The organism is Kosakonia pseudosacchari (assembly GCF_015167415.1).
GTDB lineage: Bacteria > Pseudomonadota > Gammaproteobacteria > Enterobacterales > Enterobacteriaceae > Kosakonia > Kosakonia pseudosacchari.
This window is the reverse complement of the sequence record NZ_CP063425.1, coordinates 1,177,224-1,200,196: the sequence shown is the minus strand read 5'-3', so window position 1 is coordinate 1,200,196 and position 22,973 is coordinate 1,177,224. Positions and strand designations below refer to the sequence as shown.

Below are 22,973 nucleotides of genomic sequence, written 5' to 3'. Positions count from 1 at the left end.
ACTTTGAAACAGACGCACACCGATAGAATTATCGGCATGCGTTTCGTTGAGCCAATATTGATGAAGGGATTAATTACTGAATTGACGAAACAGTGCTTTTCCTTTAAGCAACCGTGCGCCAAGCCAGCCGCCACACAGCGAAAGCAGCAGCGCACCGCACAACGGTAGCGTAATCCACAACCGCCAGTCCGGCTCCCACGGAAAGTCAAAGACGCGGGTTTGCAGCACCGCCAGCGCGGTTTCCGCGCCCATCGCCGCGACCAGCCCGGAGACCAGCCCCAGCAGCGCGAATTCACACCACAACGTGGTTCGTAGCAGCCGCTTGCCCGCGCCAAGCGTGCGGTAAACCACCAGCTCCTGGTGACGCTGACGCATACCAACTTGTACCTGCGCGAGCAGCAACAACACACCGCAGGCGGTGACCAGCACCACCATCACTTCCAGCGCCCGGCTTACCTGCTCAAGCACCTGACCGACCTGTTTTAAAATCGCGCCAATATCCAGCAGGCTGATGGTCGGAAACTCCCGGTTCAGTTGCGTTAACATGCCGTTGCCATTTTGCCAGCGGAAACTGGTGAGCCAACTCTGCGGCTGGCCGTCCAGCGCTCCCGCAGGGAAGATAAAGAAGAAGTTTGGCCGCATGCTTTCCCAGTCCACTTTGCGCAGGCTGCTGATGGTGGCGCTGAATTCCTGCGTATCGCCCATAAACGTCACGGAATCGCCCAGCTTCAGGCCTAACCGCTGCGCCAGCCCCTCTTCAACAGAGACCTCCCCGTTTTTCGGCGGCCAGCTTCCGGCGGTAACCGGGTTGTGATCCGGGCGCTGCTGCTGCCAGGTGAGATTGAGTTCGCGATTCAGCGCCTCATCGGCATTCCCCTCCGTCGACTGACCGTTAATTTGCGTCATCCTCGCGCGCACAATCGGGAAGAATGCCTGGGCGTCAACATGGTGCTGCGAAAGAAACGCTTTCAGCGGTGTCACTTGTTCCGGTGCGATATTGATTAAAAAGTAGTTCGGGCTGTCCGGCGGCAACTGCTGTTGCCACCGGTTAAGCAGATCGCCGCGCAGCACCAGCAGCATCGCCAGCAACATAAAGGAGAGCGAAAACGCCGAAAGCTGGCTCAACGTTGACCATGGCTGACGCAGCAGCCGGTTCACCGCAAGGCGCAACGGTAGCGCCTTAAATGTCAGGCGTTTGAGCACATTAAGCAGCAGCCAACCCACCACACCGCACAGCAAGGCCAGTACCACGGCCCCTGCCAGCACAGCCCACAGCAGCATACTGCCGCCCATCAGCCAGGCGAGTAGCAGCACGGTCACCGCGCAGATCACCGGCACGTAGAATTTCAAAGGCCAGACATTGGCCACCGCATCACGTCGCAGCACGCGCAGCGGCTGCGTCGCCAGCAGCAAGCGATAGGGTCGCAACCCCACCAGCAGCGAAATCACCACCATCGCTCCCACTGCCCACAGCCACGGCCACAAACTGGCAGGCGGCAGCGCAGCAGGCAGCACTGGCTTGAGCAGCACCATTAATACGCTTTCGAACACCAGCCCGATAACGCCGCCGGTCACCACTGACAGCGCCAGTACCATTAACCACTGCCCGACAATCCATTTGCGTAATTGCGCCCGGCCCGCGCCAAGGGTTTTTAGTACCGCCACCAGATCGTAGCGACTGCGGCAATAGTGCCCCATCGCCACCGCGACGGCGGCTATCGCCAGCAGCAGCGTTAATAAGGCAGATAACAACAGGAACTGCTGCGAACGCTGCAAGGATTTACCCAGCGCACCTTCGTCCTGTTCCAGCCCGTACCAGCGGTGCTCCGGTTTCAACTGCGGTAGCAACCATTTTTCGTATGCATCTAACTGCGTGGGCGTTCCACCAAATTTCACCCGCCAGCTGACGCGGCTACCCGGCTGCACCGCGCCAGTTTTCGCCACATCGGCAGTGTTCATTAACAGGCGCGGCGCCATCTGGAATGGGTTAAAGCCTGAATCCGGCTCCTGTACGACTTCCCCGGCGATACGTAATGTGGCATCACCCACATCAATAGAATCCCCGGTTTTTAAATTGAGCAGCGCCATTAATCGTGGTGCCAGTAGCACCGTTCCCGCTTGCGGTTTTAACCCGGGCGGGCTGGTTTGCAGCTCGCCATAAAGGGGGTAAATGTCATCAACGGCTTTCACATCGGCGAGTTGCGGCGTGTCCCCGGCAAAGGTCATGGTGGCAAAACTGATTTGCTCGCTGACCCGCAGCCCTGATTTTCGCGCTTCATCCAGCCACGCCTGGGGTATTTCACGAGAGCTGCGCAACGCTCTGTCGCCCGCCATAAATTCCCGGCTCTGCTGGCTGAGCCCTTTTTCCATGCGATCGCTGATGTTGCCGAGCGCCAACACGCAAGCAACCGCCAGACTGAGCGCCATCCAGACAATCAGCAGCGACGGCGAGCGCCATTCGCGCCAGAACCAACGGGCTATCATGCTTCCTCCCGCAGTTCACCGTTCACCAGCCGCAACCGCCGATCGCATCGCGCGGCCAGTTGCGGATCGTGCGTCACCAGCAGCAGCGTGGTGCCGTATTGTTGATTCATGGAAAAGAGCAAATCAGCGATCTTGTCGCCGGTTTGCCGGTCGAGATTGCCGGTGGGTTCATCGGCGAACAGTACCGCCGGGCGGCCGTTAAACGCACGAGCCAGCGCCACCCGCTGCTGTTCACCGCCGGAGAGCTGCGCAGGCAGATGATCCAGACGTTTCCCCAGTCCCAGCTCTTCCAGTAACGCTTTTGCGCTACGGCGGCTTTCACTGCTGTTTTCGCCACGCAGCAATGCCGGGAGTTCGACGTTTTCCAGGGCATTCAGCGTGGGAATTAGCATAAAAGATTGAAAAACAAAGCCGACATTTTGTGCGCGCAGTTGCGCACGCGCCTCTTCATCCATGGTTTGCAGGGGTTTGCCGAGCAGATTCACCTCGCCGCTGCTACCGTCATCTAACCCGGCGAGGATCGCTAATAAGGTGGACTTGCCGGAGCCGGATTCGCCAATCAGGGCGATGGTCTCGGCTGGTTTGACAACCAGCTCAACTCCGGTAAGGATGGAAAGCTCATGCTCCCCCTGACCGACGGACTTCTTAAGATGATGAACTTCAACAATGTTTTCCGCTGGCATTTGCCCTTCCTGTTTTTGCTTTTGTTAACCTTTCGCGCCGCGGCGGCGGACACGTTACTCATTCTTGGCGACAGTCTGAGCGCCGGGTATCGCATGGCGGCGAATGCCGCGTGGCCTGCGCTGCTCAATGACAAATGGCAGCAAAAACCGACGGTCATCAATGCCAGCATCAGCGGCGACACCTCGCAGCAAGGGCTGGCGCGCCTGCCTGCACTGCTCAAAGAGCATCAACCGCGCTGGGTGCTGGTGGAGCTGGGCGGTAATGATGGTCTGCGCGGTTTCGCGCCGCAGCAAACAGAGCAAACGCTGCGGCAGATAATGCAGGCGGTGAAAACCGCCAACGCGCAACCGCTGCTAATGCAAATTCGGCTCCCTGCCAACTACGGTCGCCGCTATAATGAAGCCTTTAGCGCCATTTATCCTAAGCTTGCCAAGGAGTTGGATGTTCCTCTGCTGCCATTTTTTATGGAAGAGGTCTATCTGAAACCGCAATGGATGCAGGATGATGGCATCCATCCCAACCGCGATGCGCAGCCGTTTATCGCAGACTGGATGGCAACGCGACTGGCGCCTTTAGTTAACCACGACTCCTGATTGTTCAGGCACGCCCCCAGGTAAAGTTATGCAAAAAGCAGTCTTAATAACAGGATGTTCCAGCGGTATCGGGCTGGAAAGCGCACGCGAACTGAAGCGTCAGGGTTTTCGCGTGCTGGCGGCCTGCCGTAAACCGGACGATGTCGCCCGGATGACAAGTGAAGGCTTTACCGGCATTTTGCTCGATCTTGACGACGCGCAAAGCGTCATACGCGCCGCCGCCGAAGTGATAGCGCTGACCGACAATCGTCTGTACGGGATCTTCAATAACGCCGGATACGGTGTTTATGGCCCGCTTGATACCATCAGCCGCGAACAGCTGGAACAGCAGTTTTCCAGTAACTTTTTTGGCACCCACCAGCTCACTATGCTGCTGCTGCCTGCGATGTTGCCGCACGACGAGGGGCGCATTGTCATGACCTCCTCGGTGATGGGGCTGATCTCAACGCCAGGGCGCGGTGCTTATGCCGCCAGCAAGTATGCGCTGGAAGCCTGGTCCGATGCTTTGCGAATGGAGCTACGCCATACGGGGATCAAAGTGAGCCTGATTGAACCCGGCCCGATTCGCACGCGCTTTACCGACAACGTCAACCAGACACAAAGCGATAAACCGGTGGAAAACCCTGGTATCGCCGCACGTTTTACGCTGGGGCCGGAAGCAGTCGTCGCCAAAGTGCGCCATGCTTTTGAGAGCAACAACCCGAAATTGCGCTACCCGGTAACGCTGGTGACATGGGCGGTTACCTTTTTAAAACGCCTGCTGCCGACGCGCATGATGGATAAAATTTTGCACGGGTGAGTTGAAGGCGCGAAGCCTCTCCCCCATGTATGACGAAACAGTGAAATAAAGAGAACTTAGTATGTCTGCACAGAATATTGTCAATATTACCGAAATGAACCTGCAACAGGTGCTTGAGCAATCCGTTGCCACGCCGGTGCTGTTCTATTTTTGGTCCGAACGCAGCCAGCACTGTCAGCAGCTGACGCCGGTGCTGGAGAACCTCGCCACCCAGTACAACGGGCAATTTATCCTGGCGAAAGTCGATTGCGACGCAGAGCAGATGGTGGCATCGCAGTTTGGCTTACGCGCCATTCCAACTGTTTATCTGTTCCAGAATGGTCAGCCGGTTGACGGTTTCCAGGGGCCGCAACCGGAAGACGCGATTCGCGCGCTGCTGGATAAAGTGCTGCCGCGCGAAGAGGAGCTGAAAGCGCAACAAGCCATGCAACTGATGCAGGAAGGCAAGCACATCGACGCGCTGCCGCTGCTGAAAGAGGCCAGCCAACTGGCGCCGCAAAACAGCGAAATCACTCTGCTGCTGGCGGAAACGCTGATTGTCTTAAACCGTGCGGATGAAGCCGAAGCGGCGCTGAAAACGGTTCCGTTACAGGATCAAGATACCCGTTACCAGGGGCTTATCGCGCAGATCGAACTGCTGAAAAAAGCCGCCGATACGCCGGAAATTCAGCAACTACAACAACAGGTTGCAGACAACCCGCAGGACGCGCTGCTGGCAACCCAACTGGCATTGCAGCTGCACCAGGTGGGCCGCAACGAAGAAGCGCTGGAACTGCTGTTTAGCCACCTGCGTAAAGATCTGAGCGCTGCCAACGGCGAAGCGCGCAAAATGCTGCAAGAGATCCTCGCCGCGCTCGGCACCGGCGACGCGCTGGCATCGAAATACCGCCGCCAGCTTTACTCCCTGCTCTACTAATTTCCCTGCTAAATTTGTCGATCGCGCTGTTTTCATCGCTAATTCGGGCTAAGATGGCATCAAATTAAACAGGAGGTTTTTTTGATGCCAATCGTCATTCTGGTTCTTATCTTCGTCGCGCTGGTGGTGGTTATTTCTGGCGTGAAAATCGTACCGCAAGGCTTCCAGTGGACGGTGGAACGCTTTGGCCGTTTCACCCGCACGCTGCAGCCAGGTTTAAGCCTGGTGGTGCCGTTTATGGACCGTATTGGTCGTAAGATCAATATGATGGAACAGGTTCTCGATATCCCCTCGCAGGAAGTTATTTCCAAAGACAACGCCAATGTCACCATTGACGCCGTGTGCTTTATTCAGGTCATCGACGCGCCACGTGCCGCCTATGAGGTGAGCAACCTGGAGCTGGCGATCATCAACCTGACCATGACCAACATCCGTACCGTGCTCGGCTCGATGGAGCTGGACGAAATGCTCTCGCAGCGCGACAGCATCAACACCCGCCTGCTGCATATTGTCGATGAAGCCACCAATCCGTGGGGCGTGAAAGTTACCCGTATTGAAATTCGCGACGTGCGCCCACCAGCGGAATTGATTGCCTCGATGAACGCGCAGATGAAAGCGGAACGGACCAAGCGTGCTTATATTCTTGAAGCCGAAGGGATCCGCCAGGCGGAGATCCTGAAAGCCGAAGGGGAAAAACAGTCGCAGATCCTCAAAGCGGAAGGCGATCGCCAGTCAGCGTTCCTGCAGGCGGAAGCGCGTGAACGCTCGGCAGAAGCAGAAGCTCGCGCCACGCAGATGGTATCTGAAGCGATCGCCGCCGGGGATATTCAGGCGGTGAATTACTTCGTGGCGCAGAAATACACCGACGCGCTGCAACAAATCGGCTCGGCGAACAACAGCAAAGTGGTGATGATGCCGCTGGATGCCAGCAGCCTGATGGGTTCGATCGCCGGCATCGCCGAACTGGTGAAAGACAGCGCCGGCGAGCGTAAAAAATGATTGCCGCCCTGCTGCTCGAACATACACACCTTGCCTGGCTGGTGCTCGGCGGCCTGTTGCTGGCTGCGGAAATGCTGGGCGGTAACGGCTATCTATTGTGGAGCGGCGTTGCGGCGGTAGTCACCGGGTTGCTGGCGTGGGTTATTCCCTTCGGCTGGGAGTGGCAAGGTGTACTGTTCGCCGTGCTGACCATGCTGGCCGCCTGGCTGTGGTGGCAATGGCTTTCGCGGCGGGTAAAACAGCAAAAACCCGCCGATGCGTCGCTGAACCTGCGTGGACAACAACTCATCGGCCGCCGCTTCCAGCTTGATAACGCGCTGGTGAATGGTCGGGGCCATATGCGCGTGGGCGACAGTTCGTGGCCGGTCAGTGCCGACGACGATCTCGCTGCCGGAACGCGCGTAGAGGTGACAGCCGTTGAAGGCATCACCTTGCGCATCAAAGCCGTAAACGAATAACCCTAACGCAAGGATTCAGGGAATGATAAAACGCAGCCGCCTCGCGCTGGGCTTGTGCCTCTCTTTTACCGCCAGCGTCCCCGCGCTGGCGTCGTCTGATATCGATAGCTGCACATGGGGGAGCTCAGGATGTTTCATCACCAGCCCGCCGGTGCTGGGCGTTGATACAGACACTCGCGATAACCTGCTGCGTCTGGTGGATGAGCAAAAAGGATTGTTGCCGCTGCGCCAGCCCGTACCGCAAGATTTCACGCGCAGCCGAAGCTTCTATTTCGGTGTTCATCACGATGACACTACCGCCCCGACGGCGACGGCGGAACCGATTTCCAGTGACGACACCCTGCGCCAGCAAATGAAAGCGCTGGGCATCAAACCTGATGATCAAATTCCTCCGGCGCTGTTGCGCCTGATTGCCGAAGGTGACACGGCGCAAACAGCAACTGGCGAAGATTTTGCGTCCGATGAGCTGGAAAACCGTTTTGTGTCGCGCAATAACGAGACACTTTCAGGCTTTTTCGCCGCCCTGCTGGACGAAACGGCGTTGACGCCGGAACAGCGCCTGGCGCTGGCGAAAGCGCGGATGGCGGCAAATGGTAGCGGTGAAGTGATCATCAATTCGCTGAGTTTCCCGCAAGGTTCAGTTGCTCTCGGTTTCCGTACCTATTTACAGGGCGCTAATGCGTTCTATGCCGGTGATTATGCGGCCACTGCGCAGGCTTTTACTTCGCTCGCCAGCAGCCCGCAGCCGTGGCTTGCCGAAACGGCCAGCTATATGTTGATGCGCACCGGGCTCAACGCCAGTAGCGCCAATGCTAACGGTGAATATGGCGATTTCGACGTTACAAAAGTGGATAAAGCCCAGGCGCAGAACGCGCGGGATGCGGCGCTTCATTACCTGAAAAGCTGGCCGCAGGGCCGCTACGCAGAATCGGCGCAGGGGATGTTGCGCCGCATCAACTGGTATTTGCAGGACTGGAACGCGCTGGCGGCGCTCTATGAACAGGCGCTGTCACAGACGGCCAGCGGTGATGCGTTAATCGCGCTGGTGAATGAAAGCGACAACAAACTTCTCGAATGGGGTGGTGACAACTTTATCAGCACACCGGATGCCTCGCTGATGACATTTATCCTGACGCTGCGCCGTCTGCGCGATAACCAATGCGATGAAAAGCATCCCTGTATCGATCAAGCCTGGCTCGACAGTATCAAAGCCGATTTCGACAAAAATAAACGCAGTGACCTGTGGAATTACCTGCGTCTGAAGCTGGCTTTCAGCAAGCAGGATTACGCCACCGTGCGCAGCGCTATCACCCCGGCGCAAACCCTGCCGCCGCGCAATATCCTCGCCTTTAGCGAGCAAGTGCTGTACGGCGAAGCGCTGATGGCGCAAAAGCAGTGGCCGGACGCCAAAGCGCACTGGTTACATCTTTTGGATCTGAGTAAAGATGTCGAACAGCAGCAGTTGCTGCAGGCCAAACTGGCGGCAACGCTGGTGGAAAGCGACGCGCTGGCGCAGATTTTTGCCCCAGACAGCAAGGTCACGAATCTGCGTTATCGCTCCCTGGTGCTGAAAACTAAAGCGCCACGCGAGTTGCTGCGCCAGCAGGCCAGCAGTGGCCCGAATAACGAAGAGCGCACCATTGCGCTGCACACGCTGCTGACGCGCGATTTAACCGAAGGGCATTACGCCGACTGGTTACAAGACAAAAAACAGATCGCCGCGATCGCACCGCCGGTCACGGGCGAAGCGTTTGATGACGTCAACCTGAGCGCATTTGGCTGGAAAGGCACCGACAAAGAGAGCGTTTACTTCTGCGCTGCGCTGGAAAAAACGGTCACTACCCTGAGCCAGAAAGCGCAGGATGGCCATGCGCTGAACTGCCTGGGCGAGTTTTTCCGCATCACGCAAACCCGCGTTAACCGGGAGACCGACCTGTGGGGTAATGACGCGCTGGACGACGCAACAAAACTGGAATCTGCGCCCGGCGTCGCGCACCGTCTGGCCTGGTATCAGCAGGTTATTAACGACGCGAAAGCCGAGCCGGAAGATAAGAGTTACGCGCTGTATCGCGCCGTGATGTGTTATGCCCCCTCCGGTTATAACGATTGCGGCGGCGAAGACGTGGATAAATCGGTGCGTAAAGCGTGGTTCCAGCAACTGAAAAGCCGTTATCCGGGAAGCGTATGGGCCAAAGCGCTCAAATACTACTGGTAATGGCGCTGGCAGGCGCGCTGCTGTCGCCTGTTGCGTTAGCAACTCAGTGGGAGCAGGCGTACTGGTTGTGGTCTGGCGTGCGGCCCACGCAAACGCTGCGTAACGCCGATATTGTCTATCTGCATCAGGGCGATGTCGTCACTGCTGCCGGGCAAACGGTGTTTGAGCGTAAAGGGCTGCCGGTCAACCAACTGACCTTTCCACGCATCTGGCTCACGGTGCGTTTTACCACGCTGGACGTGCCGGATGCGTTGTTGTTACGTCTTACCCGGCTGTTAGCTCGCTGGAAAGCAGCGGGCAATCATGTCGTCGGGCTGCAGGTGGATTTCGATGCTGCCACCCACCGCCTTGGCGATTACGCGCGGTTTTTGCATCGTCTACGCCAGACGCTACCAGCAGACTACGCGCTGGGCGTTACCGGGTTACTGGACTGGGCGAAAACCGGCAGTGTGCAAACCCTTAACGCGCTGCCGGTGGATGAACTGGTCGTGCAGAGCTATCAGGGGCGCAGTACCGTGGCGAATTACACCGCCTATCTTCCCGCACTGCTAGCGTTACGCATCCCGTTTAAACTGGGGCTGGTGCAGAACGGCGCGCGTGACATAAGCGAAGAGCAGCAACTCGCCGCGTCCCCGTGGTATCGCGGCACGGTGACATTTATGCTGAACCCTTCGCGTGGTGGCAGCAGCCCGAAAGGTTATCAATAATCGGGCAATCGGCGCTATCGTCGCCGGGGCAGGAATCCGCCAGTGCCAGCAGTTGCACACGCATCTGTTGCAGTTCGCCAATATGCCGCTCGATCTCGGCCACTTTCTGTAACGTGCGCGCTTTGACATCTGCGCTGTGGCGGGCCGGGTTATTAAACAGATTCACCAGCTCGCCGCACTCTTCGAGATTAAACCCTACCTGCCGTGCCTGGCGCAGCAGCGTCAACTCATTCAGGTGTTGTTGGTTGTAGCTGCGGTAGCCATTTTCGCTGCGCAGCGGCGGTGTCACCAGCCCTTTCTCTTCATAGAAGCGAATCGCTTTGCTGGTTAAACCGGTTCTTTTTGCCACGTCGCTGATATTCACGTTTCCCCCCCTTGCTGCCAGAAGCTGAGATAATCACTATAAATGGCCGCCATGTAATAAAACAAATATATCCATATTGTTAATGGTTTTTTATTTACCCACCTTGCCGCTTCGCTATAACATGTGGCCGGATGTTTCTAATAATGATAAATGATTTACACACAGGAGTGTTTATGAGTGATATGGCGTTTTGCCGTGGTTGCGGAAAGCAAATACATAAAGAAGCGGTGGCTTGCCCGCAGTGCGGCGCGCCTCAAAACACCGCCGGGAAGAAAAGCCGAATTTCTGCTGCGCTGTTCGCCTTCTTTTTAGGCGGATTTGGCGCGCATAAATTTTATTTAGGGAAACCATGGCAGGGGATCCTTTATCTTCTGTTTTGCTGGACCTTTATTCCGGCGATCGTCTCTTTCATCGAATTTATTATTTATCTGTGCAACTCCGATCAGGAATTTGCCCGTAAATACGGTTGAGTTTTACCCCGCCGGTAATAAACAAACCCCGCCTCGTGCGGGGTTTGTTGTTTATGAAACACCTGCCGTTTCTTTGTGATGATAAAACCTTGACCTTCCCCTTGATGGAAGGTTTAAGCTTCTACACAGTCACTATTGAAGCCCCCAACCAAGGAGATTGAATATGTCTCATACCATAGCGCTAGACCTGGATGGCCTTTCCTGCGGCCATTGCGTAAAACGCGTCAAAGAGAGCCTGGAAAAACGCCCGGATGTTGAACAGGCAGATGTCACCATTGAACGTGCGGAAGTTACCGGCAGCGCCAGCGCTGACGCGTTGATCGAAACCATCAAAGAAGCCGGATACGGTGCGAGCTTAAGCCACCCAAAGGCTAAACCGCTGGCAGAGTCATCACTCCCGTCGGAAGCACTGACAGCGGCCACACCTGAGCTTCCGGCAGCCAGCGAGCTTGATGACAGCCAACAACTGTTGATCAACGGCATGAGCTGCGCCAGTTGTGTCTCCCGGGTGCAAAAAGCCTTACAGGCCGTACCGGGCGTTACGCAGGCACGGGTCAACCTGGCGGAGCGCACCGCGCTGGTGATGGGCAGTGCCCCCGCCGCTGAATTAGTCAGCGCCGTAGAGAACGCAGGCTACGGCGCTGAAGCCATTGAAGATGACATCAAGCGCCGCGAACGCCAGCAGGAAACCGCGCTCGCCACCATGAAACGCTTTCGCTGGCAGGCGATTGTCGCGCTGCTGGTTGGCGTACCAATCATGGTGTGGGGCATGCTCGGCGATAACATGATGGTCACCGACACCAACCGCACGCTGTGGCTCGCGCTCGGTGTTGTCACGTTAGCGGTCATGATCGTAGCGGGCGGCCATTTTTACACCAGCGCATGGAAAAGCCTGCGTAACGGCACGGCGACCATGGACACGCTGGTCGCGCTGGGTACGGGCGCGGCCTGGCTCTACTCCATGAGCGTCAATATCTGGCCGCAGTGGTTCCCGATGGAGGCGCGACACCTTTATTACGAAGCCAGCGCGATGATCATCGGTTTGATTAACCTCGGTCACATGCTGGAAGCCCGCGCGCGCCAGCGTTCGTCTAAAGCGCTTGAGCGGTTATTAGATTTAACCCCACCCACCGCACGCGTGGTGACCGCCGACGGCGAGAAAAACGTACCGCTGGCGGACGTGCAACCTGGCATGACGCTGCGCCTGACAACGGGCGATCGTGTGCCGGTGGACGGTGAAATCAGCCAGGGCGAAGCCTGGTTTGATGAAGCCATGCTTACCGGCGAACCGGTGCCGCAGGAGAAAAGCACCGGCGAGAGCATTCATGCCGGGACGGTAGTGCAGGACGGCAGCGTGCTGTTTACCGCCAGCGCCGTCGGCAGCCACACGACGCTGTCGCGCATTATTCGCATGGTGCGCCAGGCGCAAAGCAGTAAGCCGGAGATCGGCCAGCTTGCCGATCGCATTTCCGCCGTATTTGTGCCCGTGGTGGTCGCTATCGCCCTGTTCAGCGGCGCTATCTGGTATTTCTTCGGCCCTGCGCCGCAAATTGTCTATACGCTGGTTATCGCTACCACGGTGCTGATTATCGCCTGCCCTTGCGCACTGGGGCTGGCAACGCCGATGTCGATTATCTCCGGTGTTGGTCGCGCGGCGGAGTTTGGCGTGCTGGTTCGCGATGCTGATGCGCTGCAACGCGCCAGCACGCTCGACACTATTGTGTTTGATAAAACCGGCACCCTGACGCGCGGCAAACCCGAAGTGGTGAGCGTGAAAACACAGGATATCGACGACGCGACGGCACTGCGCCTGGCGGCGGCACTGGAGCAAGGTTCCAGCCATCCTCTGGCGCGGGCGATTATCGAAAAAGCAGGCGCGGATACGCTGCCGGTGGTTAATCAGTTCCGCACACTGCGCGGGCTGGGCGTGAGCGGTGAGATTGACGGGCACAGTGTGCTGCTTGGTAACCAGGCGCTGCTGGCTGAACAAAATGTGGATACCCGCGCGCTTGACGATGAGCTTAATGCGCAGGCAAGCCTGGGCGCCACGCCGGTACTGCTGGCGGTCGACGGGCAAGCTGTGGCGCTGTTGGCAATCCGCGATCCGCTACGCGAAGAGAGTATCGATGCGCTACAACGCCTGCATCGTGAAGGCTACCGCCTGGTGATGTTGACCGGTGACAACCCCACCACCGCCAACGCCATCGCCAAAGAGGCGGGTATCGATGAGGTGATCGCCGGCGTGCTGCCAGATGGCAAAGCCGAGGCGATCAAAAACCTGCAACAGCAGGGTCGCCAGGTGGCGATGGTCGGTGACGGGATTAACGACGCGCCCGCGCTGGCGCAGGCGGATGTGGGTATCGCGATGGGCGGAGGCAGCGATGTGGCAATTGAAACCGCGGCTATCACGCTGATGCGCCACAGCCTGCTGGGTGTGGCCGATGCACTGGCGATTTCGAAAGCGACGCTGCGCAACATGAAACAGAACCTGCTCGGCGCGTTTGTCTACAACTCGCTGGGTATCCCGATTGCCGCAGGCATTCTCTGGCCGCTGACCGGTACATTGCTCAACCCGGTGGTCGCAGGCGCGGCAATGGCGCTCTCGTCCATTACCGTGGTCAGCAACGCCAACCGGTTATTGCGCTTTAAACCCCATCAGTAAATGCCACACCCCCGCCGTTTATCCGGCGGGGTTTGCACCTTCTGGCCGTGCGCGCTAGCATGAGATTTTTCACTCAGGAAGCGCGTATGAGCCTGTTTCAACGATTGAAAACCTTTTTTCTTGCGCTTCGTGTGCCGCATTACCGCTGGCCAGCACTGGATGTGGATTTGCCCGGCGGCCAACATCTGCACCTGGTGGGCAGTATTCATATGGGCACCTACGGCATGTCGCCGCTCCCGGCGCAGCTACTGCAAAAACTGCGCGATGCTGACGCGCTCATTGTGGAAGCGGATATCGCCGGTTCGGACTCACCGTTCGACAACCTGCCGCCGGCCGAACCGCTTGAACAGCGCCTTCCCCCGGAACTTCTTGCCCAGCTCGACAGCACGCTGCAAACCCTGTCGCTTCACAGAGATGAATTCGACCAGCGACCCGCCTGGCATATCGCGCTGGTGCTACAAGCCACGCAGGCACAGCGGCTGGGGCTGCGCCCGGAGTACGGCATCGACTATCAGTTGTTACAGGCAGCACAGCAATATCAGGTGAAAGTGATGGAACTGGAAGGTACCAGCAGTCAGCTCGATATCCTGCGCAGATTGCCGGACGAAGGAAATGAACTGCTGCAGGATACCCTGACTCACTGGCACGAAAATGCGCGTTTATTACAGGTGATGATGAGCTGGTGGCTGGAAAACCCGCCTACGGAAGATGAACTGATGCTGCCGTCCACCTTCAGCCAGCCGCTGCATGATGTTTTGATGCACCAGCGCAACCAGGCGTGGTGCGAGCGTTTATTTGCGCTGCCGCCAGGGCGCTATGTGGTGGCAGCAGGTGCTTTGCATCTGTATGGCGAGGGGAATTTACCGGCGTTGCTGCGCGAAAGAGCGGCGCAATAGCGCAAGATGGTACTATTTTCGCGCACGCGAGCAGGCGTATGCTAAGCGCCATGAGATGACCGTGGTAAGAAGGATTATTATGACACCCGCCGTGAAGTTACTCGAAAAAAACAAGGTTCCCTTTCAGGTTCACACTTACGATCACGATCCCAATGAAACCAACTTTGGTGATGAAGTGGTGCGTAAGCTGGGGCTGAACGCCGACCAGGTCTATAAAACGCTGCTGGTGGCGATCAATGGCGATATGAAACATCTTGCCGTTGCGGTCACGCCGGTTGCCGGGCAACTGGATCTGAAGAAAGTTGCCAAAGCGCTTGGTGCGAAAAAAGTCGATATGGCCGATCCGCTGGTCGCCCAGCGCACCACCGGTTATCTGGTGGGTGGCATCAGCCCGCTGGGGCAGAAAAAACGTCTGCCGACGCTGATTGATGCTCCCGCGCAAGATTTCGCTTCCATTTATGTTTCCGGCGGTAAACGCGGGCTGGATATTGAACTGGCGGCGAGCGATCTGGCAAAAATGCTGGATGCGAAGTTTGCCGATATCGCCCGCCGCGATTGACGGATGAGGAGCTGGCTACTGCCAGCTCACCTCCCCTTTGGGTTCGTAAGCATTCACATCCAGCGGTGAGTTTTTCTGGATGTACTCTTTCAGCACTTCAGCGTCAATAAAGCCGGTATTCACGTAGCCTGCTTTATTATCCAGACGCGGATAGCCATCCCCGCCGGTGGCGTTAAAACTGAGCGTCGCCAGACGGTAGCTTTTCGCCGGATCGACCGGTTCCCCTTTGATTTTCAGATCATTTAGCTTGCCGCCTTTCGCCACAAAACTGACGTTGGCAAACTGCGGATACGCGCCGGAATCCGGCTTCATCTGCGCCACCGCGGTGAGGTAATCCGTCAGCTCTTTACCGGTCAGATTCACATACACCACCGTATTGCCGAACGGTTGCACTTTCAGCACATCTTTGTAGGTGATGTCACCCGCCTCGATAGAGTCACGCACGCCCCCGCCGCTCATCACCGCCAGATCCGCGCTGGTACGCGCCATTTGCGCGGCGAGGATGACATGCGCGAGGTTGGTTTGCACGAAACGCACTTTGCTGCGATCGCCCTCCAGGTGACCATTCGCGTTACCGATTTTCACCTCTAACTGCGCTTTGCCTTTGTTCTGGAACGGCGTTAACAGGGAGAGCATCTGCGGGTTTTCGGCAATTTCCGGGGTGTAGAGTACGCGCTCACTTTTGCCGTTGTCATAGGTGACTTTCTTCTTCAGGTTGACCGGAATCAACTGGTAACGCACTAGTTTCATCTCGCCGTTACGGAACTGGAAATCCGCGCGTCCGATATATTTGCCCCACTCATGCGCCTGCACAATCCAGATGCCGTTTTGCTGATCCGGCGCGCACGGCGTGCCTGGTACATAATCGACCTGTTTTTTATTTTCAGACGCCATGCAGACCGGATCTTGTGAGTGACCACCCACAATCATTGCCAGCGCACCTTTTGGCAGGCTGCGCGCCATCTCAACATCGCCTGGCGCATTCGAGCCGTGCTCACCGTTGTCGTAATGACCCATGTGCGTTGTCGCCAGAATCACATCCGGTTTTTCGTTCTGGTTCAGCTCAGAAATCACCAGCTTCGCTTCATCGGCCGGTTTACGGAATTCGATATCGGTGAAAAACTCCGGGTTGCCGATTTTTGCCGTGTCGTCGGTGGTTAATCCGATAACGGCAATTTTCAGCCCCTGACGGTTAAAAATCATCCACGGCTTAAAGAGGCGCTCGCCGGTGCTTTTCTGGTAAATGTTGGCGGAAAGGAACGGGAACTTAGCCCATTTTTCCTGCTGGCGCAGCACGCTGAGCGGGTTGTCGAACTCATGGTTGCCCACGGCCATCGCATCATAGCCAATCAGGTTCATGCCGCGAAAATCGGGTTCGGCATCCTGTAAATCCGATTCCGGCACCCCGGTGTTGATATCACCGCCGGAAAGCAGCAACACGCTACCGCCTTCGGCCGCCACCTCTTTGCGAATGCCATCAACCAGCGTTTTCTGTGCAGACAAACCATATTCGCCGTAATCGCTACGCCAGAAATGACCGTGATGATCGTTGGTATGCAGAATGGTGATGTTATAGGTTTTATCCTGCTCGTAAGCCTGTACCTGCCAGCTTGCTAACCCCATCGCCGCCAGCAGCCCCAGCGTAATGCTCTTCTTTAACAATCTCATGCTTCCCTCCCTGACCCATTGATAAACTGAGAAATTACAGCGCCTGCAAATAATAGACAAATATCTATTCAGAATCGCAACTTCCTTCAAACTTTCGGCAAAGGTATGGTAATCAGAGAATCATTACCGTGCTGTATCCTTAACCTCTTCTGACAACATACGTGGTATTTATGGCAATCAGTGAAACGTCGCAGACATCGCCTGCTGCGCGCACCTCGTTCGGTATTCTTGGCGCTATCAGCCTCTCGCATCTGCTTAACGATATGATTCAGTCTCTGTTGCTGGCGATTTATCCGCTACTGCAGGCCGATTTTTCCCTGTCGTTTGTGCAGATTGGCTTTATCACGCTGACCTTCCAGGTCGCCTCCTCGCTGCTCCAGCCGGTGGTTGGTTATTTAACCGATAAACACCCAATGCCGTGGTCGCTGCCTGTTGGCATGTGTTTCACCTTAAGCGGGCTGGTACTGCTGGCAATGGCGGGGAATTTTACCACCGTGCTGATTGCTGCCGCGCTGGTGGGAACGGGGTCATCGGTTTTCCACCCGGAATCGTCCCGCGTGGCGCGTATGGCGTCTGGCGGACGTCACGGGCTGGCGCAATCCATCTTTCAGGTCGGCGGCAACTTTGGTGCCTCGCTTGGGCCATTGCTGGCGGCGGTGATCATCGCGCCTTACGGCAAAGGCAATGTTGCCTGGTTTGTGCTGGCTGCCCTGCTGGCGATTATTGTGCTGATGCAGGTAAGCCGCTGGTACGCCGCTCAGCACCGGGGGAATAAAGGTAAAAAACCCGTTGTCGTGATCAATCCGCTGCCGCGCAACAAAGTGGTGCTGGCGGTTTGCGTGCTGCTGATCCTGATTTTCTCGAAATACTTCTATATGGCGAGCATTAGTAGCTATTTCACCTTTTATTTAATGCAAAAGTTTGATTTGCCGGTGCAAAACGCTCAGATGCATCTGTTTATCTTCCTGTTCGCGGTCGCGGCAGGTACGGTCATTGGCGGGCCACTGGGCGATAAGATAGGGAGAAAATATGTGATTTGGGGCTCTATCCTCGGTGTCGCGCCGTTTACCCTACTTTTACCCTACGCCACGCTCTTCTGGACCGGGATTTTAACGGTGATTATTGGTTTTGTGCTCGCCTCCGCCTTTTCAGCCATTCTGGTCTATGCGCAGGAGCTATTACCCGGTCGTATCGGCATGGTTTCCGGGCTGTTTTTTGGTTTTGCTTTCGGGATGGGTGGCCTTGGTGCAGCAGTATTAGGGCTGGTTGCCGATCATACCAGTATCGAATTGGTCTATAAAATATGTGCTTTCCTGCCATTACTCGGGATCCTGACCATATTCCTGCCCGATAACCGCCCGCAACACTGATTTCCTCACGGCCAAAGTCATACTTTGGCCGCTGCTTTCTCTTGCCTGCCTGCGCCTGGCGTATGATTTCTGTTACGGATACCCCGCTGGCTATCTTTTTTCAGCTAAATTGCTGTTTTCTTCATAATTCAACAATTATTCATAAACATAGTAGCGAAAATTGTCATAAACTGTAACGCAGTTGTCGGTTTTTAACCGCGGGATCCACGCATCAACGAAAGGAGACGGAATGCATCACGCCACACCGCTTATCACCACCATTGTCGGCGGCCTTGTGCTCGCTTTTATCCTCGGCATGCTTGCCAATAAACTGCGTATTTCGCCACTGGTGGGCTACCTGTTAGCGGGTGTATTGTCCGGGCCGTTTACGCCGGGTTTTGTCGCCGATACCCAACTCGCGCCTGAGCTTGCGGAGCTGGGCGTGATTTTGCTGATGTTCGGTGTTGGGCTGCATTTCTCTTTGAAGGATCTGATGGCGGTAAAGTCCATCGCCATTCCCGGTGCGATCGCGCAGATTGCTGTTGCGACGCTACTGGGTATGGCGCTTTCCGCAATGCTGGATTGGTCCCTGATGACCGGCATCGTCTTTGGGCTTTGTCTCTCCACCGCCAGTACCGTGGTGCTGCTGCGCGCGCTTGAGGAGCGGCAGCTTATCGACAGCCAGCGCGGGCAAATCGCCATCGGCTGGCTGATTGTGGAAGATCTGGTGATGGTGCTAACGCTGGTGTTGCTGCCCGCCGTCGCCGGAATGGTGGAAAAAGGCGATGTCGGTCTGGCGTCGCTGGCGGTGGATATGGGCATCACCATCGGTAAAGTGGTGGCCTTTATCGCCATCATGATGCTGGTTGGTCGCCGTCTGGTACCGTGGATCATGGCGCGCAGCGCGGCGACCGGTTCACGCGAGCTGTTTACGCTCTCCGTACTGGCACTGGCGCTCGGTATCGCTTTTGGCGCGGTGGAGCTGTTTGATGTTTCGTTTGCGCTGGGTGCGTTCTTCGCCGGGATGGTGCTGAACGAATCCGAGCTGAGCCACCGTGCGGCGCACGATACGCTGCCGCTGCGTGACGCGTTTGCAGTACTGTTCTTTGTCTCCGTCGGTATGCTGTTTGATCCGCTGGTACTCATTGAGCAACCGCTGGCGGTACTTGCTACGCTGGCGATCATCATCTTTGGTAAATCTGTCGCCGCGTTCCTGCTGGTGCGCATGTTTGGTCACTCACCGCGCACCGCGCTGACCATCGCCGCAAGCCTTGCGCAGATCGGTGAGTTCGCCTTTATTCTGGCGGGCCTCGGCATGTCGCTGAACCTGCTGCCGCAGGCCGGACAAAATCTGGTACTGGCGGGCGCTATCCTGTCGATTATGCTCAACCCGGTGCTGTTTACCCTGCTGGAAAAATACCTCGACAAAACCGAGACGCTGGAAGAGCAAACGCTGGAAGAGGCCATCGAAGAGGAGAAACAGATCCCGGTGGATATCTGCAACCACGCGCTGCTGGTGGGCTTTGGCCGCGTCGGCAGCCTGCTGGGTGAAAAACTGATGGCGCAGGGCATCCCACTGGTGGTGATTGAAACTTCACGTACTCGCGTGGATGAACTGCGTGAGCGCGGTATACGGGCGGTGCTGGGCAATGCGGCGAACGAAGAGATCATGAATCTGGCGCATCTCGATTGCGCCCGCTGGTTGTTACTCACTATTCCGAACGGTTACGAAGCCGGGGAAATTGTCGCCACCGCGCGTGAGAAGTGCCCGAATATTGAAATTATCGCCCGCGCGCACTACGACGATGAAGTGGATTACATCACCGAACGTGGCGCGAATCAGGTGGTTATGGGCGAGCGGGAAATCGCCAATACCATGCTGACACTGCTGGGAAAACCGCAGGTTGAAGAAGCGGTAACGGGCTAATCAAAAAAGGCCGGAGTGCTTACGCTGCCCCGGCCTTGTCTCATCGGCTTGTCTGCCCGGCTTCGTCGGGTACTCACCTCACCGTTCCCAGTACGCCTCTTCAAGGCTGTCTTCACGCTCTGGCAGACCACGCGTTAAACGCGGCGAGTGCTGGTTCAGCACCTGGTAACTGACGCGGTTAGCATATTTGCACACCTGCGCCAGCGAAGAGTACGTCAGCCAGTTGAATTTGTGCTTGCTGGAGTTCGGCACGTTGGTGCGGTGATAGTTGTTGGCGGTGATGTCATGCAGCAATGCTGCCAGCGCACCATCGCCCGCGCCGTTGGTATTCATGATTTTTTCTGGCCCGCCCATGTATGGCGCAATGTGCGAGTAAATGCGCAGCGGATGTTCACAATCTTTGTGGCGCAGCGCACGGCTGAACTCGTACTGGTTGAATTCGGCAATCGCACCCGGCAGCAGCGGATGCTGCGTTTTACGCTTCGCTTCCTCTTCGGTGAAACCGGCCATATAGAGACCAATTGGGCCTGCGGTGCACAGGACGAGATCCACCCAATCCAGCGCTTTATCGGCCGCCAGCAGCGGATCGCTTTCGCCGGTCAGCGCGTGGCCTTCCTCTTCATTCATTGCCAGAATCGAAACATTCTCTTTGAGGAAATCGCGCCACCACTGCGGGTTATCGGCAATCACATATTTGGTACCGAGCGTCAGCACCACCGGCACGTTGTGTTTTTTGGCGTACGCTACCGCCTGCATGGTCGCTTCCGGCATCGGCTCGCCGGGATTGCAGCGCACCAGGTAAGAGGAAAGCACCAGCGCGGACGCCCCGGCGATCACCGCTTCCGGGATGTTCTCCGGGCGCAACTGGTTCATATGGCCAGGGCTGATGGCGAAGGTACGCTCACCGCTGTCGCTAATCAGCGTGAAACAGCGACCAATCGCGCCATCCACGCCTTGCAGGTAGTTGAGATCGGTACGGCTGGAGGTGTTACACAGGTAGCGATAGGCATAACTGCCGATTTTCACGTTGTCGCACATCACGCCAAGCAGCACCGAGCGGTCATCCGCCAGCACCGAGTAGTTGTGCATGGTGTTGCCAATAGTGCCACCCGCGAACTGGTGGGTGATCAAATCGTTACTGACCAGTTCCTGATAGAGCGCTTCGGCGACATCGTCGGCGATCACCAGCGAATGACCGGCACTGAGACCGTAACGGGTAATAAACGCATCATCCACTTTCGCCTCGATATCCACCAGCGTCTGATCGATACCGACAACCCAACACGTACCGGATTCGCTCTCGGGCTGAATTTGCTGTAATAGCGGGTCGCGGGCATTAACGGGGAAATAGTGTTTGGATTTACGTTTACCGGGAAATTTCATGATTGTAATAAGCGCTATACATTCGGGCTGAGAATGTTAACACACTCTCAGCCCGCGCCGCGATCAGCGATATTTGGCAGTCAGATTGACCATCATCTCGATATGTTCAGGAGAATCATTAAGCGCCGGAATGTACTCATATTTTTCGCCACCAGCCTCAAGAAAGAATTCGCGGTTTTGCACGGCGATCTCTTCCAGCGTTTCCAGGCAGTCGGCGGCAAAACCCGGCGACATCACTTGAATATGCTTCACACCTTTCTCACCGAGCATCTTCAGCGTTTCATCGGTGTAAGGCGTTAACCACGGCTCGCGGCCAAAGCGTGACTGGAACGTCATCATCACTTTTTCCGGTGGTAAATCGAGCGCGGAAACCAGTTCGCGCGTCGTATCGCGACAGCGCTGCGGGTAATCATCACCTTCTGCCGCATAACGCTGGGGAATACCGTGGTAAGAGAGCAGCAGTAAATCCGGCTCGCCATGCTGCGCAAACGAGGCACGCACGCTGTTGGCGAGCGCCGTGATGTAATCCGCGTTGTCGGCGTAGTCGCGAATAAACGAGATGCCCGGAATATGGCGCTTTTCCGCCAGGATGCGCGCCAGCTCGTCCCACACGGCGGCAACGGTGGAACAGGAGTATTGCGGGTAGAGCGACAGCACCACAATATGCTCGACTTCATGCGCCAGCAGTTCATCGACCGCGCTTTCCAGCGACGGCGAACCGTAACTCATGCCAAGCACCACCGGCACGTCCGGCAAACGCGCCGCCAGCGCTCGCTGCTGCCTGCGGCTGTAAACCATTAACGGCGAGCCTTCGTCCATCCAGACAGATTGATAGAGTTTGGCGACGCGGGGAGAACGAATGGGCAGGATCACGCCGCGCAGTAGCGGCCACCACAATAAACGCGGCGTATCGACCACGCGTTTATCGCTTAAAAATTGCCGCAGATAGCGTTTCACTGCCCCGGGAGTAGGAGCATCGGGAGTGCCCAGATTGGCAAGCAGGATGCCGGTTTTCGCCTGACTCATTCACGCCTCTTAACCTTTTGAATGGTTGGTAATTGTAGCGTAAAAGCGGTTAAACGAAACCCATTGCTGTGATAGGTAAGATGAGAAAAATTCTCACCCGGAGATTCCGGGTGAGCGGGCGCGATTAGCCGAGGATTTTTTCCAGCTCTGCGCGTACATCAGCAACAGCTTTGGTGCCGTCGACTTTAGCGTATTGGGTGTTACCCGCCTGCGCTTCTTTCTGGTAGTAGCCGATCAGCGGCGCGGTCATCTGATGGTATTCCACCAGGCGTTTACGCACGGTCTCTTCCTGATCGTCTTTACGCGTGGTCAGCTCTTCGCCGGTCACGTCGTCTTTGCCTTCTACTTTAGGCGGATTGAATTTGACGTGGTAAACGCGACCGGAAGCAGCGTGAACGCGGCGGCCGATAATGCGATCGACAATCAGCTCGTCCGGCACGTCGAACTCAAGCACGAAATCAACAGTGATGCCGGCTTCTTTCATCGCGTCTGCTTGCGGAATGGTGCGCGGGAAACCGTCCAGCAGGAAACCGTTGCGGCAATCTTCCTGGGCAATACGCTCTTTCACCAGCGCGATAACCAGCTCGTCAGTGACCAGCTTGCCCGCGTCCATGATGTCTTTAGCCTGTTTGCCCAGTTCGCTGCCAGATTTAACAGCGGCGCGCAGCATGTCACCGGTAGAGATTTGCGGAATACCGTATTTCTCCATGATGAACTGAGCCTGAGTTCCTTTACCCGCGCCCGGAGCGCCAAGCAGAATAATACGCATTGCGAAAATCCCCTCAAATGTTGGTTCAATTTTTCAAAAAGCGCT

The 22,973-nt window shown here is 56.6% G+C and carries 20 protein-coding genes; 13 read left to right on the top strand and 7 right to left on the bottom strand.

What is annotated here, in order from left to right:
• Positions 1–69 precede the first annotated feature (69 nt).
• Complete coding sequence (gene ybbP / locus IP581_RS05535; protein WP_193821938.1) at positions 70–2,484, bottom strand: putative ABC transporter permease subunit YbbP; 2,415 nt, start codon at positions 2,482–2,484, stop codon at positions 70–72.
• Positions 2,481–3,167: a putative ABC transporter ATP-binding protein YbbA gene (ybbA, locus tag IP581_RS05530; protein WP_193821937.1), complete on the bottom strand. Its 687-nt coding sequence runs from the start codon at positions 3,165–3,167 to the stop codon at positions 2,481–2,483. The genes ybbP and ybbA overlap by 4 nt, the downstream gene beginning before the upstream one ends.
• Between ybbA and tesA the strand changes: the two genes are divergently transcribed.
• From tesA to IP581_RS05495, 7 genes are all read left to right on the top strand, one after another.
• Entirely contained in the window at positions 3,138–3,761 is a 624-nt protein-coding gene (gene tesA, locus IP581_RS05525) for a multifunctional acyl-CoA thioesterase I/protease I/lysophospholipase L1 (RefSeq protein WP_193822643.1), read from the top strand. The genes ybbA and tesA overlap by 30 nt on opposite strands.
• 28 nt (positions 3,762–3,789) lie before the next feature.
• Positions 3,790–4,560, top strand: a complete 771-nt coding sequence (locus IP581_RS05520) for an SDR family oxidoreductase (protein ID WP_097400449.1) — start codon at positions 3,790–3,792, stop codon at positions 4,558–4,560.
• Positions 4,561–4,621: 61 nt separating this feature from the next.
• A complete protein-coding gene (locus IP581_RS05515; RefSeq protein ID WP_193821936.1) occupies positions 4,622–5,476 on the top strand; it encodes a co-chaperone YbbN in 855 nt (284 codons plus the stop codon).
• 84 nt (positions 5,477–5,560) lie between these two features.
• Entirely contained in the window at positions 5,561–6,475 is a 915-nt protein-coding gene (locus IP581_RS05510) for an SPFH domain-containing protein (RefSeq protein WP_017455696.1), read from the top strand.
• The gene (locus tag IP581_RS05505) at positions 6,472–6,933 is read left to right on the top strand and encodes an NfeD family protein (protein ID WP_065369131.1); all 462 of its coding nucleotides are present in this window, start codon (positions 6,472–6,474) and stop codon (positions 6,931–6,933) included. Before IP581_RS05510 ends, IP581_RS05505 begins: the two co-directional genes overlap by 4 nt.
• Positions 6,934–6,955: 22 nt before the next feature.
• Positions 6,956–9,148 (top strand): hypothetical protein, encoded by a 2,193-nt coding sequence (locus IP581_RS05500; RefSeq protein WP_193821935.1) that lies wholly within the window; start codon positions 6,956–6,958, stop codon positions 9,146–9,148.
• Positions 9,118–9,855, top strand: a complete 738-nt coding sequence (locus tag IP581_RS05495; protein ID WP_193821934.1) for a DUF3142 domain-containing protein — start codon at positions 9,118–9,120, stop codon at positions 9,853–9,855. The genes IP581_RS05500 and IP581_RS05495 overlap by 31 nt, the downstream gene beginning before the upstream one ends.
• Here IP581_RS05495 and cueR read toward each other — a convergent pair.
• Entirely contained in the window at positions 9,806–10,219 is a 414-nt protein-coding gene (gene cueR / locus IP581_RS05490) for a Cu(I)-responsive transcriptional regulator (RefSeq protein WP_086872116.1), read from the bottom strand. The genes IP581_RS05495 and cueR overlap by 50 nt on opposite strands.
• A gap of 173 nt (positions 10,220–10,392) precedes the next feature.
• On the opposite strand from cueR, the gene IP581_RS05485 reads away from it, so the two are divergent.
• From IP581_RS05485 to ybaK, 4 genes are all read left to right on the top strand, one after another.
• Positions 10,393–10,689: a TM2 domain-containing protein gene (locus IP581_RS05485; protein WP_193821933.1), complete on the top strand. Its 297-nt coding sequence runs from the start codon at positions 10,393–10,395 to the stop codon at positions 10,687–10,689.
• A gap of 163 nt (positions 10,690–10,852) precedes the next feature.
• The gene (gene copA, locus IP581_RS05480) at positions 10,853–13,351 is read left to right on the top strand and encodes a copper-exporting P-type ATPase CopA (protein WP_193821932.1); all 2,499 of its coding nucleotides are present in this window, start codon (positions 10,853–10,855) and stop codon (positions 13,349–13,351) included.
• An 86-nt stretch (positions 13,352–13,437) separates the two neighbouring features.
• Positions 13,438–14,247 carry a TraB/GumN family protein gene (locus tag IP581_RS05475; protein WP_086871163.1) on the top strand — a complete coding sequence of 270 codons (810 nt, stop codon included), beginning with the start codon at positions 13,438–13,440 and terminating at the stop codon, positions 14,245–14,247.
• 79 nt (positions 14,248–14,326) lie between these two features.
• A complete protein-coding gene (gene ybaK, locus IP581_RS05470) occupies positions 14,327–14,806 on the top strand; it encodes a Cys-tRNA(Pro)/Cys-tRNA(Cys) deacylase YbaK (protein WP_045509145.1) in 480 nt (159 codons plus the stop codon).
• 15 nt (positions 14,807–14,821) lie between these two features.
• On the opposite strand, the gene ushA is transcribed toward ybaK, so the two are convergent.
• Positions 14,822–16,474 carry a bifunctional UDP-sugar hydrolase/5'-nucleotidase UshA gene (ushA, locus tag IP581_RS05465; protein WP_193821931.1) on the bottom strand — a complete coding sequence of 551 codons (1,653 nt, stop codon included), beginning with the start codon at positions 16,472–16,474 and terminating at the stop codon, positions 14,822–14,824.
• 170 nt (positions 16,475–16,644) lie between these two features.
• On the opposite strand from ushA, the gene IP581_RS05460 reads away from it, so the two are divergent.
• Positions 16,645–17,844, top strand: coding sequence for an MFS transporter (locus tag IP581_RS05460; RefSeq protein ID WP_193821930.1), 1,200 nt, complete (start codon positions 16,645–16,647; stop codon positions 17,842–17,844).
• Between the two features lie 229 nt (positions 17,845–18,073).
• Complete coding sequence (gene ybaL, locus IP581_RS05455) at positions 18,074–19,750, top strand: YbaL family putative K(+) efflux transporter (protein ID WP_086871157.1); 1,677 nt, start codon at positions 18,074–18,076, stop codon at positions 19,748–19,750.
• A gap of 78 nt (positions 19,751–19,828) precedes the next feature.
• On the opposite strand, the gene IP581_RS05450 is transcribed toward ybaL, so the two are convergent.
• From IP581_RS05450 to adk, 3 genes are all read right to left on the bottom strand, one after another.
• Positions 19,829–21,133, bottom strand: a complete 1,305-nt coding sequence (locus IP581_RS05450) for an inosine/guanosine kinase (RefSeq protein WP_193821929.1) — start codon at positions 21,131–21,133, stop codon at positions 19,829–19,831.
• Between the two features lie 63 nt (positions 21,134–21,196).
• Positions 21,197–22,159, bottom strand: coding sequence for a ferrochelatase (gene hemH / locus IP581_RS05445; protein WP_193821928.1), 963 nt, complete (start codon positions 22,157–22,159; stop codon positions 21,197–21,199).
• 124 nt (positions 22,160–22,283) lie between these two features.
• Positions 22,284–22,928, bottom strand: coding sequence for an adenylate kinase (adk, locus tag IP581_RS05440; RefSeq protein ID WP_086871151.1), 645 nt, complete (start codon positions 22,926–22,928; stop codon positions 22,284–22,286).
• Positions 22,929–22,973: the final 45 nt, after the last annotated feature.